The organism is Burkholderia sp. HAN2018, assembly GCF_024704855.1.
GTDB lineage: Bacteria > Pseudomonadota > Gammaproteobacteria > Burkholderiales > Burkholderiaceae > Burkholderia > Burkholderia cepacia.
Genome location: NZ_QOBB01000375.1, coordinates 1 through 12,084 on the forward strand (window position 1 = coordinate 1; position 12,084 = coordinate 12,084).

General features: G+C 66.6%; 8 protein-coding genes and 1 pseudogene. 3 read left to right on the forward strand and 6 right to left on the reverse strand.

The genetic code is table 11. The features are described from left to right. Nucleotides 1–659: FGGY family carbohydrate kinase (locus tag DPV74_RS39515; protein ID WP_240440106.1), on the reverse strand; the 659-nt coding region annotated here is incomplete at its 3' end. Nucleotides 660–1,097: 438 nt separating this feature from the next. On the opposite strand from DPV74_RS39515, the gene DPV74_RS39520 reads away from it, so the two are divergent. Then, nucleotides 1,098–2,474, forward strand: a complete 1,377-nt coding sequence (locus DPV74_RS39520; RefSeq protein ID WP_162923282.1) for a nucleobase:cation symporter-2 family protein — start codon at nt 1,098–1,100, stop codon at nt 2,472–2,474. Nucleotides 2,475–2,868: 394 nt separating this feature from the next. On the opposite strand, the gene DPV74_RS39525 is transcribed toward DPV74_RS39520, so the two are convergent. The 3 genes from DPV74_RS39525 to DPV74_RS39535 are packed head-to-tail and all read right to left on the reverse strand — an operon-like array spanning nt 2,869 to nt 8,885. Next, nucleotides 2,869–4,392 carry an efflux transporter outer membrane subunit gene (locus DPV74_RS39525; protein ID WP_060195118.1) on the reverse strand — a complete coding sequence of 508 codons (1,524 nt, stop codon included), beginning with the start codon at nt 4,390–4,392 and terminating at the stop codon, nt 2,869–2,871. Beyond that, on the reverse strand, nt 4,392–7,592 hold the full coding sequence (bpeB, locus tag DPV74_RS39530) for an efflux RND transporter permease BpeB (protein ID WP_027789241.1): 3,201 nt from the start codon (nt 7,590–7,592) through the stop codon (nt 4,392–4,394). The genes DPV74_RS39525 and bpeB overlap by 1 nt, the downstream gene beginning before the upstream one ends. 15 nt (nt 7,593–7,607) lie before the next feature. Then, on the reverse strand, nt 7,608–8,885 hold the full coding sequence (locus DPV74_RS39535) for an efflux RND transporter periplasmic adaptor subunit (RefSeq protein ID WP_027789240.1): 1,278 nt from the start codon (nt 8,883–8,885) through the stop codon (nt 7,608–7,610). A 402-nt stretch (nt 8,886–9,287) separates the two neighbouring features. Between DPV74_RS39535 and DPV74_RS39540 the strand changes: the two genes are divergently transcribed. Then, nucleotides 9,288–9,929, forward strand: coding sequence for a TetR family transcriptional regulator (locus DPV74_RS39540; protein WP_027789239.1), 642 nt, complete (start codon nt 9,288–9,290; stop codon nt 9,927–9,929). Between the two features lie 100 nt (nt 9,930–10,029). Here the strand turns inward: DPV74_RS39540 and DPV74_RS39545 are convergent, their stop codons facing one another. Then, a complete protein-coding gene (locus DPV74_RS39545; protein ID WP_060207009.1) occupies nt 10,030–10,695 on the reverse strand; it encodes a cysteine hydrolase family protein in 666 nt (221 codons plus the stop codon). Between the two features lie 152 nt (nt 10,696–10,847). On the opposite strand from DPV74_RS39545, the gene DPV74_RS39550 reads away from it, so the two are divergent. Then, nucleotides 10,848–11,861, forward strand: a complete 1,014-nt coding sequence (locus DPV74_RS39550) for a helix-turn-helix domain-containing protein (RefSeq protein ID WP_119339165.1) — start codon at nt 10,848–10,850, stop codon at nt 11,859–11,861. A gap of 41 nt (nt 11,862–11,902) precedes the next feature. On the opposite strand, the pseudogene DPV74_RS39555 reads toward DPV74_RS39550, so the two are convergent. Further along, nucleotides 11,903–12,084, reverse strand: a pseudogene (locus DPV74_RS39555) (carbon monoxide dehydrogenase); the annotation flags it as partial.

A 12,084-nucleotide genomic window follows, 5' to 3' on the forward strand; every position in this document is an offset into this window, starting at 1 on the left:
AGGCCGAGTGCCGCCGCAGCCGGTGCGCCGAGCGTGCCGCAGCGCGCAGTCGACGGCTGCACCGATGCGAACCGGTCGGCCGGCAGGCCGAGTGCGTCGATCAATGCGAGATCCCATGCGCCGTCGGGCGTCGCGAGCGCGGTCGCGCACGCGTCGCTCGGATCGGCCGCGACGTCGCCGCCCAGCGCGATGCGCAACCAGTCCTTCGGCTGCACGGCCCAGCGCGCGGCGCGCAGCGCATCGGGTTCGTGAGCGGCCAGCCAGCGCAACAGCGGGCCGGCCATACCCGGCGCGACGGGGTTCGGGGCAACGGGCAATCCCGTGACGGGCCAGCCGGCCTCATCCGCTTCGCGCACCGCCCGCGTGTCGGGCCACAGCAGCGCGGGCCGCACCGGCTGCCCGGCCGCGTCGATCAGCACGACGCCGTGCATCTGCCCCGAGAACCCGATCGCCACCACCTGCGCACGCTCGCCGGCCGGCAACCGCGCGGCCGCGCGCACCAGCGCCTGCCACCACGTGTCGGGCGCGATCTCGGCCCAGCCGGGCTGCGGCGACGACAGCGCATAGGGTTCGCTCGCGACCGCACGCTCGACGCCGTCGGCATCGAGCGTGACGAGTTTGACGGAGCCGGTGCCGAGGTCGATTCCGAGCAGGCGCATGACGTGAGGGCGAATTCGAATGAACGGATGTCGATGATAACGGGATCGCGATGCGCGCCCCGTCTTTTGCCGCCGCCGCGCCGGCCGAAATCGCCATGGCCTGCCGGGTTTCACCCGGCTGCACGTTGGCGGTGAAAGCGGCCGCTCGCGGGTTAACCCGGCACGATTTTTCCCAGGCACTTTTTGCCGCTATGCGCCCCGCCCGATACACACCATAAAGCGGCCGATATTTGACATGGGGGCCAGCGCTATTTTGAAGGGCTATAAAACCGGGAACCCTCACTCCTGCGGCAGTTTCCCGATGATCGACACCCTGTTTCATGCCGAAATGGCATATCGAACCAGCAAAGAGCGGAATAGTACCCAGCGCTCTTGTTGCGTGGATTCATTCCGCATAACTTCGTATCACCCCGAAAACAAGATCATGGAGTGAGACAGATGCAATCGAACACGGTCCATCCGTGCGATGAGGTGCTGCCGTCCGGCAAGCTGGTAACGCTTGGCCTGCAACACGTCCTCGTCATGTACGCCGGCGCTGTTGCCGTGCCGCTTATCGTTGGCGCCGCACTCAAGCTGCCGAAAGACCAGATCGCGTTCCTGATCAGCGCCGATCTGTTTTCGTGCGGCATCGCCACGCTGATCCAGACGCTGGGCCTGTGGATCTTCGGGATCCGCCTGCCCGTCATCATGGGCTGCACGTTCGCGGCAGTCGGCCCGATGATCGCGATCGGCACGAACCCCGGCCTCGGCATTCTCGACATCTTCGGCTCGACGATCGCGGCAGGCATCATCGGTATCGTGCTCGCGCCGATGATCGGCAAGCTGTTGCGGTTCTTCCCGCCGGTGGTGGTCGGCACCGTGATCGCGGTGATCGGGCTGTCGCTGATGGAAGTCGGCATCAACTGGGCGGCCGGCGGCGTCGGCAACCCCGAGTACGGCAGCCCCGTCTATCTCGGCCTGTCGCTGCTCGTGCTGACGCTGATCCTGCTGATCAACAAGTTCGGCCGCGGTTTCATCGCGAACATCTCGGTGCTGCTCGGCATCGTCGCCGGCTTCGCGATCGCGTTCGCGATCGGCCGCGTGAATACCGACGGCGTCGCGCACGCACCGTGGGTCGGCATCGTGATGCCGTTCCACTTCGGCATGCCGCACTTCGACCCGCTGTCGATCGTGACGATGGTCACGGTGATGTTCGTCACGTTCATCGAATCGACCGGCATGTTCCTCGCGGTCGGCGACATGGTCGATCGTCCGGTCAACCAGGAGCGCCTCGTGCGCGGCCTGCGCGTCGACGGCCTCGGCACGCTGATCGGCGGCATCTTCAACTCGTTCCCGCATACGTCGTTCTCGCAGAACGTCGGCCTGATCGGCGTGACGGGCGTGAAGAGCCGGTTCGTGTGTGCGACGGGCGGCGTGATTCTCGTGCTGCTCGGCCTGTTCCCGAAGATGGCGCAGGTGGTCGCATCGGTGCCGCCGTTCGTGCTCGGCGGTGCGGGCATCGTGATGTTCGGGATGGTGGCCGCGAACGGCATCAAGGTGCTGTCGAAGGTCGACTTCGTGAACAACTCGCACAACCTGTTCATCGTCGCCGTGAGCGTCGGCATGGGTCTCGTGCCGGTCGTGTCGCCGCACTTCTTCTCGAAGCTGCCGCCCGCGCTCGCCCCGATCCTGCACAGCGGCATCCTGCTGGCGTCGGCATCGGCCGTGATCCTGAACATCGTGTTCAACGGCGTGAAAGGCGAAAAGGATGCGCGCTGCGAGATCCGCCGCGCCGGACACGACTTCGACGGCCGCCCGGCCGACGTGCATCACTGATCAACGACGCGCCGGACGACGGCGCGCATCACTGATCACGACGCGTCGGACGACGGCGCGAAGCGGTAACGGAAAACGCCACGGCATGCCGTGGCGTTTTTGCTTGGCGGAGCCGGGCTACGCGGGGTGCCTCGCGCGCGAGGGGTGGCTGCCTGCGATGCGGTGCAGGCGGCCTGGTTGATCGGGTGATCGGTTGATCGCGCCTGGACGCGTATCTGCCGAGATCGGCATCGGCGGCATCCGATGCAGTCATCGTCACGCCAACCGTCGTGGTCTCGCACGACCCGGCCGCACAAAAGAAAACGCCACGGATTTTCATCCGTGGCGTTTTCGCTTTTGCATCTCGCCGGTTCGGCAGGCAGAAGCAGTTGCCCGCTCCTGCCCCGCCTTTCACTTACCCGTTCGTCGCCGCCGACGACGCAGGCGCCGGAGCGGCCGCCTTGTCGTAGTCGACCGGCGCATCCGGCGCGCGCGGCGTCTCGCCTGCCCGCTGAATCCACCCGCCGCCCAGTGCGCGGTACAGGTCGACGAGGTTCGTCCAGCGCGCCAGACGTGCGTTGATCAGCGTCTGCTGTGCCGAGTACAGATCCGTCTGCGCGGTCAGCACCGACAGGTAGCTGTCGACACCGTTCTTGTAACGCAGATCCGACAGGTCGAAACGGCGCTGCTGCGCGTGCTCGTTGCGCTCGAGCGCCGCGATCTGCTGGTCGTACGTGCCGCGTGCGGCCAGGCCATCCGCCACTTCGCGGAATGCCGACTGGATTGCCTTCTCGTAGTTCGCGATCTCGATGCGTTTCTGCACGTGCGCGAGATCGAGATTGGCGATGTTCGAACCGCCCTCGAAGATCGGCAGCGCAATACTCGGCGCAAACGACCATGCCGCCGTGCCGGCCTTGAACAGGCCGCCGAGCGTCGGGCTCGCGGTACCGAACGCCGCCGTCAGCGAGATCTTCGGGAAAAACGCCGCGCGTGCCGCGCCGATGTTCGCGTTCGCGGCCAGCAGCGTTTGCTCGGCCTGCATCACGTCCGGACGACGCGTCAGCAGGTCCGACGGCAACCCGGCCGGCACGTCCGTCAGCAGGTTCTGCGCGTCGAGCGGCATGCCCGGCGGCAGATCGTCCGGCAGCGGCTCGCCGATCAGCAGCACCAGCGCGTTCAGCGCCTGCGCACGCGCACGCGCCTGCGCCTGCTGATTCGCGAGCGCCGTCTCGACCACCGTCTGCGCCTGACGCAGCTCGAGCTCGGAGCCCGTGCCGTTGTCGAACTGCAGCTTCGTCAGGTCGTACTGCGCCTGAGCGGACTTCAGCGTGTTCTCCGTGACCTTCAGCAAATCGTCGGTCGACAGCAGCGTCAGGTATTGATCGGCCACCTGCGATACCAGCGAGATCTCCGACGCCTGCCGCGCGTACGACGTCGACAGGTATTGCGCGAGCGCCTGGTCCTTCAGGCTCTGCACGCGGCCGAACAGGTCGAGCTCCCACGACGCGGACAGCCCGACGTTGTAGCTGCGCGAGATCAACGGCGCCCGCGTCGACGACACGCCGGCCGGGAAACGCTGGATGCTGCCCGTGCCCGTGCCGTCGAGCGTCGGGAACAGCTCCGCGCGCGTGATCTGGTACTGCGCGCGCGCCGCCTCGATGTTCAGCACCGACACGCGCAGGTCGCGGTTGTTTTTCAGCGCGATCTCGATCAGCCGCTGCAGGCGCGGATCGACGAAGAATTCGCGCCAGCCGATGGCGGTCGCCGCCTGGCCGTTCGCGCTGCGCGCGCCGGCCGCACCCGGCTGCGTCGCGTAGACGCCGCCGGCCGGGTACGCCTGTGCGACGGGCGCGTCGGGCCGCTTGTAATGCGGCGCCATCGTGCAGCCCGTGGCAAAGAGCGCGACCGCGATTGCAGTCAAAGCGTGTTTTTGCATCATCACTGTCCCTTGTTGCCTTCGTCGCCGTTGCCCGGCTTCTCTTCGTGGTGCGAGTGCTCCTGAGCCAGGCGCAGCGCCTCGTCGACGTCTTCCTTCTCGCCGCTGAAGATCGCACGGATCTTCACGAAGAACATCGGGATCATGAAGATCGCGAGGAACGTCGCCGTGATCATCCCGCCGATCACGCCCGTACCGATTGCGTGCTGGCTGGCCGAACCCGCGCCGTTGCTGATCGCGAGCGGCATCACGCCGAGAATGAACGCGAGCGACGTCATCAGGATCGGACGCAGCCGCAGGCGCGCCGCTTCCAGCGCGGCCTCGATCGGCCCCATCTTCTCCGTCTGCTGCAGTTCGCGCGCGAACTCCACGATCAGGATCGCGTTCTTCGCGGACAAGCCCACGGTAGTCAGCAGGCCGACCTGGAAGAACACGTCGTTTTCCAGACCGCGCATCGTCGCCGCGAGCAGTGCGCCGATCACGCCGAGCGGCACCACCATGATCACCGAGAACGGGATCGACCAGCTTTCATACAGTGCCGCCAGACACAGGAACACGACGAGGATCGAGATCGCGTACAGGATCGGCGCCTGCGAGCCGGACTGGATTTCCTGGAACGACAGGCCGGTCCACGAATAGCCGATACCGACCGGCAGCTTCTTCGCGAGCCCTTCCATCGCGGCCATCGCCTGACCGGTCGACTTGCCCGGTGCGGCCTGACCCTGGATTTCCATCGCCGACACGCCGTTGTAGCGCTCGAGCTTCGGCGAACCGTACGTCCAGTGACCGGTCGCGAACGAGCTGAACGGCACCATCCCGCCCGACCCGTTGCGCACGTACCAGATGTTCAGGTCTTCCGGCGTCATCCGGAACGGTGCATCCGACTGCACGTACACCTTCTTGATCCGGCCGTCGGTATCCAGGAAGTTGTTCACGTACTTCGATGCCCATGCGATCGAGAACGTCTGGTCGATCGCATCCGCCGTCACGCCGAGCGCATTCGCCTTCTCGCGGTCGATGTCGACCTTGTACTGCGGCGTATCGTTCAGGCCGTTCGGGCGCACGCCCTGCAGCGTCGGATCCTTCGAGGCCATCCCGAGCAGCTGGTTACGCGCGGCCATCAGCGCATCGTGGCCGAGACCCGCGTTGTCGGTCAGTTCGAAGTCGAAGCCGGCAGCCGTACCGAGTTCAGGAATCGACGGCGGGTTGAACGGGATCACCACTGCGTCCTTGTAACCCGAGTAGCGCCCGAACATCCGGCCGATCAGCGCCTGCACCTTCTGGTTCGCATGCTGACGCTGCGAGTAGTCCTTCAGGCGAACGAACACGAGACCGGAGTTCTGGCCACGGCCCGCGAAGCTGAAGCCGTTGACCGTGAACGCCGATTCGACGATTTCCTTCTCGTCCTTCAGCAGGTAGTCGGAAATGTTCGCGAGCGTCTTCGCGGTCGTTTCCTGCGTCGAACCCGACGGCGTCTGCACGATCACGAACATCAGGCCCTGGTCTTCATCGGGCAGGAACGACTTCGGCAGGCGCACGAACAGCAGGCCAACCGCGACGATCACGACCAGATAGATGATGAGCCAGCGGCCCGAGCGCTTGATCACGTGGTGCACGCCGACGTGGTACTTGTCGCGGCTGTTGTTGAACGTGCGGTTGAACCAGCCGAAGAAGCCCTTCTTCTCTTCGTGATGCCCTTGCGGGATCGGCTTGAGGATCGTCGCGCACAGTGCCGGCGTCAGAATCAACGCGACGAGCACCGACAGCACCATCGCCGACACGATCGTCAGCGAGAACTGGCGATAGATTGCACCGACCGAACCGCCCGAGAACGCCACCGGCACGAACACCGCCGACAGCACCAGCGCCACGCCGACGAGTGCGCCGGTGATCTGGCCCATCGCCTTGCGGGTCGCCTCCTTCGGTGACAGGCCCTCCTCCGCCATCACGCGCTCGACGTTCTCCACCACCACGATCGCATCGTCGACCAGCAGGCCGATCGCGAGCACGAGGCCGAACATCGACAGCGTGTTGATCGAGAAGCCCACCATCGACATGATCGCGAACGTGCCGAGCAGCACGACCGGCACCGCGATCGTCGGGATGATCGTCGCCCGCAGGTTCTGCAAGAACAGATACATCACGAGGAACACGAGCACGATACCTTCGAGCAGCGTCTTGACCACTTCCTCGATCGACAGCTTCACGAACGGCGTCGTGTCGTACGGGTACTTCACGACGAGGCCGTGCGGGAAGAACGGTGCCAGTTCGTCGATCTTCGCGCGCACGGCCTTCGCGGTCGCGAGCGCGTTCGCGTTGGTCGCGAGCTGGATACCGAGTGCCGCGGTCGGCTGACCGTTGTACTTCGTGTCGAAGTTGTAGTTTTCGCCGCCGAGGCCGATCTGCGCGACGTCCTTCAGGCGAACCTGCGAGCCGTCCTGGTTGACCTTCAGCAGGATGTTGCCGAACTGCTCGGGCGTCTGCAGCAGCGTCGATTCGGTGATCGTCGCCTGCAGCATCGTGCCCGGCTTCGCCGGCGTGCCGCCGATCTGGCCGCCGGCGATCTGCACGTTCTGCGCGGTGATCGCGGAGCTGACGTCGACCGGCGTGAGACCGTAGTTCGTCAGGCGGTTCGGGTCGAGCCAGATCCGCATCGCGTACTGCGAACCGAACAGCGTGACGGTACCGACGCCGTTCAGCCGGCTGATCGGATCCTTCACGTGCGACGCCACGAAGTTCGCGAGGTCGTACTTGTTCATGCTGCCGTCTTCGGAGTTGAAGGCGAGCACCAGCAGGAAGCTGCTGCTCGACTTCGTCACCGAGAGGCCGAGCTGCTGCACGACCTGCGGCAGGATCGGCGTCGCGAGCGACAGCTTGTTCTGCACCTGGACCTGCGCGATGTCGGCGTTGGTACCCGGCGCGAAAGTCAGCGTGATCGTCGCGTTGCCCGAGTCGTCACTGGTCGACGACATGTACAGGAAGTTGTCGAGACCGCTCATCTGCTGCTCGATCACCTGCGTCACCGTGTCTTCCACCGTCTTCGCGGAAGCGCCCGGGTAGTTCGCGGTGATCTGGATCGATGGCGGCGCGATCGTCGGATACTGCGAGATCGGCAGCGTGAAGATCGCCGCAACCCCGGCCAGCATCAGGATGATGGCGATCACCCACGCGAAGATCGGGCGATCGATAAAAAACTTTGCCATGAAACAGGCTCCCTGTTATTGCGCGCTCGAAGCAGCGGCAGCACTCGCCGGCGCAGCGCCCGATGCGGCAGCACCGGAAGCGGCAGCGGCGCCGGAACCGGCGGCAGCCGGCGCGGCGGACGCGGCAGCCGCACCCGACGCGGCATCGGCCGCCGGTGCGAGCTGTGCGGGGACCGTCTTCACGGTCGCACCCGGGCGCACCTTGTCGGCGCCCTGCACGATCACGTGATCACCCGCTTGCAGACCACCTTCGACCACCCAGTTCGGGCCCTGCATGCCCGTCGTCTTCAGCGGACGCGGCTCGACCTTGTTGCTGGCGTTCACCACCATCGCGATCGCCTGACCCTTCTGGTCATGCGTGACGCCGATCTGCGGCACCAGGAACGCGTTCTCGTTCACGCCTTCCTCGATCCGTGCACGCACGAACATGCCCGGCAGCAGCACCTTGCCCGGGTTCGGGAAAACCGCGCGGATCGTCACCGAGCCGGTGGTCTGGTCGACCGTCACGTCCGAGAACTGCAGCTTGCCCGGCTCCGAATAGGTCTTGCCGTCTTCCAGGATCAGCGACACCTTCGCCGCGCCCGGCCCGGACGTCTTCAGGCGCCCGCTCTGCACGTCCTGGCGCAGCTTCAGCCCTTCGAGGCTCGACTGCGTGAGGTCCACATACACCGGATCGAGCTGCTGCACCGTCGACATCAGCGTCGCCTGGCTCGCCTGCACGTACGCGCCCGGCGTCACCTGCGAGATGCCGACGCGGCCGGTGATCGGCGACACGACATCGGTATAGCCGAGGTTGATCTGCGCGGTATCGACCGCCGCCTTGCCGGCCGCGACGTCCGCCGCGGCCTGGCCTTGCGTGGCTACCGCGTTGTCGTAGTCCTGCTTGCTGACCGCGTTCGCGGCCACCAGCACCTTGTAGCGTGCGACCAGCGCGTTCTGCGTGACGAGGTTCGCCTGCGCCTTCGCGAGCGTTGCCTTTGCACTGTTCAGCGCCGCGATGTAAGGCGCCGGGTCGATCTTGTAGAGGCGCTGACCGGCCTTGACGTCGGTGCCTTCGGTGAATTCACGGCGCAGCACGATGCCGTCGACCCGCGCGCGGACCTGCGCGACGAGGAACGCGCTGGTGCGACCCGGCAGGTCGGTGAAGACCGGTACGGCTTGCGGCTGGACGGTGACGACGCCGACTTCCGGCGTTTGCGGCGGCGGTGCCGATTCTTTTTTCCCGCACGCGGCCAGGAAAACGGCGGCCGTCGCGACAGTGATTAAGCGGTATGGAACCCGTTCGACGCGCATGGAGCGACCTCTGTGTATAACCAATGGAATAAGTGCCGCACCCGACCGGAGCGAGCGCAACACGGATGCGCCTCACGGCGCAGATCGAACACCTGAATTACTGGACTGCTAGATACAGCAAGCGGCACGAAACCTCCGTGCCGACAGGATGCCCCGCAACTGCGGACTGGTACTTTGGCGGGAATCAGCAGAGTGGGATATTAACTGATTGCCACTTGGGTCATTCGATCGTAGGGTGGTATTGTATATACATTCATGAATGTATGTAAAAAGCCCGTTTGTGCGCGACCGGCTGTCCAGTCTTACAGATTGTTACCAGCCGCGAGCATAGCCAGTCTATATGACCGCGCCGGGGGTTGCAGACCCTATATTCACCTACGATCGATCCAATCAGGCCTGCACATGGTCAGACGTACCAAGGAGGAGGCGCTCGAGACGCGCAATCGCATTCTCGACGCCGCCGAGCACGTGTTCTTCGAGAAAGGCGTGTCGCACACGTCGCTCGCGGACATCGCGCAACATGCCGGCGTGACGCGCGGCGCAATCTACTGGCATTTCGCGAACAAGAGCGAACTGTTCGACGCAATGTTCGACCGCGTGTTTCTGCCGATCGACGAGTTGAAGCGGATGCCGCTCGACGCGCCGGGCGGCAATCCGCTCGACAAGATCCGCCAGATCCTGATCTGGTGCCTGCTCGGCGTGCAGCGCGACGCGCAGTTGCGCCGCGTGTTCAGCATCCTGTTCATGAAGTGCGAATACGTCGCCGACCTGGAGCCGCTGCTGCAGCGCAACCGCGCGGGGATGAGCGAGGCACTGCACGCGATCGACGCCGATCTCGCGGGGGCCGTGCGGCTCAAGCTGCTGCCCGAGCGGCTCGATACGTGGCGCGCGACGCTGATGCTGCACACGCTCGTCAGCGGTTTCGTGCGCGACATGCTGATGCTGCCCGACGAGATCGACGCCGAGCAACATGCGGAAAAGCTCGTCGACGGCTGTTTCGACATGCTGCGCTACAGCCCGGCGATGCTGAAGGACGGCGAATGACCGCGCGACGCGCGTTCGCCCGCGGTTCGGGGCTTCGTTTCATCGGGCGGGCCGCCAATCTCGCCGACGGCCTGCCCGCCGCCCCTTCTCCCCGCCCGGTTCAGGCCGCCTTCGCGCGCTGCGCGCGGGCCCGCCGGTTCGACGCGGCGACCGAATCGCGCTTCGGCATCGGCGCACCTTCCAGCCCCGCGATCCACGCATCGGTGGACATCACGGCCGCGAAATTCGACTGGAACACCACCGCGTACGCGCGGTGAATCTCCTCGGCGCTCGCCGCGCCTGCTTCGTTCTCGTAAGGCAGCGTGCCCGTCGCGTCGTTCAGGTATTCGACATTCAGCCCCGCATGCGCCGCGTGATAGACCGTCGACGCATTGCAGTTGTGCGTCATGTAGCCGGCCACCGCGAGCGTGTCGATCCCGTGCGCATCGAGCCACGCCGCAAGGTCGGTCCCAGCAAACGAGCTTGCGCGCGTCTTCTCGATCAGGTGTGCGTACGGCCGGCCGGCGACGACCGCGTGCAGCGCGACGCCGTCGGTGCCGGGCGCGAAGATCGGCGCGCCGGCCGGCGCGACGTGCTGGACGACGATCACGGGCACGCCGGCCGCATGCGCGGCATCGATCGCGCGGCCGATGTTCGCGAGCGACACGTCGAGCGGCGGATATTCGATCGGCAGGTTGCCCGTCACGTACTCGTTCTGGACGTCGATCACGATCAGCGCGCGGCGGGTAGCGGAATGGGAAACGGAATGCGGGACGGCGTTCGACATGGCGGGCTCCTGGTCCAGGGGCGCGGCCCCGCCCCGGAACGGGGTGGTCAGCGGCGCGATGCGATGCATTGTCGGGGCGCGTCGCTCACGTGGACAGTGGCCCGATAGCCATTCTTCGATAGAATCGGGCCATCACCAATCCGGAGCCCGCCATGACCGCCGCCTCGTCCACCCGGCCCGCCTCGGCCGCTCCGACCGTCGTTGCCGTGATCGCGTACGACGGCATCAGCCCGTTCCACCTGTCGGTGCCGTCCGTCGTGTTCGGCAAGGAACGCGACGCGGCCGCGTCGCCCGCGTTCGAGTTCCGCGTCTGCTCGGCCGAGCGCGGCCCCCTGTCGACGACGGGCGGTTTCACGATCACCGCGCCCTACGGCCTCGACGGGCTCGACGACGCGGACATCGTCATCGTGCCGGCGTGGCGCGACCCGGACGAAGCGCCGCCCGACGTGCTGCTCGACGCCGTCCGTGCGGTCGCCGCGCGCGGCGCGCAGCTCGTCGGGCTGTGCCTCGGCGCGTACGTGCTCGCCGCGGCCGGCTTGCTCGACGGCCGCCCGGCCACCACGCACTGGGCATGGGCCGACGACTTCGCACAACGCTTCCCGCGCGTGAGGCTCGATCCGGACGTGCTGTATGTGGACGACGGCAACCTGATGACGTCGGCCGGCACGGCCGCGGGGCTCGACTGCTGCCTGCACGTCGTGCGGCGGCGCTTCGGCTCGGACGCCGCGAACCAGATCGCGCGCCGCCTCGTGATCCCGCCGCACCGTCAGGGCGGGCAGGCGCAATACGTGCCGCAGCCGGTCGCCGCGCACCCGCGCGATGCGCGGCTCGCGGGCCTGCTCGACTGGGTGCGCGCGCACCTCGACGCCGCGCACAGCGTCGATTCGCTCGCCGACCGCGTGCTGATGAGCCGGCGCACGTTCACGCGCCACTTCCGCCAGGCGACCGGCACGACCGTCACCGCGTGGCTGCAGGCCGAGCGGCTGGCGCGCGCGCAGCATCTGCTGGAAACCACCGGGCAGTCGATCGATGCGATCGCGCAGGCGGCCGGCTACGGGTCGAGCGTGTCGCTGCGCCAGCATTTCGCGGGCACGCTCGGCACGTCGCCGTCGGCGTATCGAAGGGAATTTCGCGGCGCCGGAGCCGGCGCCGATGCCGCGCGGTAGGCGCGCGGCGGGCGAGCCTCGCAGCGGAAACGGCCGGCCGCTCAGCCGCCGTTGATCCAGCGCGCCGCGTAGAGCAGCAGCGCGACGAAGACGATCATCGCGGCCCACGCCCACACGGGCACCGTGCCCGAGCCGCGATGCGGGAGTGCACTGGCGGCACGCCCGGTCAGCGCACCGCCGAGGTGCGGCGGCAGCGCCCGCTTCGTCGCGGCCACGAGCGACG

Bases quoted from the DNA above. Each gene is read 5' to 3' on its own strand.
- DPV74_RS39550 (WP_119339165.1), top strand. From the start codon at position 10,848: ATGACCGCCGCCTCGTCCACCCGGCCCGCCTCGGCCGCTCCGACCGTC.
- DPV74_RS39525 (WP_060195118.1), bottom strand. From the start codon at position 4,392: ATGATGCAAAAACACGCTTTGACTGCAATCGCGGTCGCGCTCTTTGCC.
- DPV74_RS39540 (WP_027789239.1), top strand. From the start codon at position 9,288: ATGGTCAGACGTACCAAGGAGGAGGCGCTCGAGACGCGCAATCGCATT.
- DPV74_RS39545 (WP_060207009.1), bottom strand. From the start codon at position 10,695: ATGTCGAACGCCGTCCCGCATTCCGTTTCCCATTCCGCTACCCGCCGC.
- bpeB (WP_027789241.1), bottom strand. From the start codon at position 7,592: ATGGCAAAGTTTTTTATCGATCGCCCGATCTTCGCGTGGGTGATCGCC.
- DPV74_RS39535 (WP_027789240.1), bottom strand. From the start codon at position 8,885: ATGCGCGTCGAACGGGTTCCATACCGCTTAATCACTGTCGCGACGGCC.
- DPV74_RS39520 (WP_162923282.1), top strand. From the start codon at position 1,098: ATGCAATCGAACACGGTCCATCCGTGCGATGAGGTGCTGCCGTCCGGC.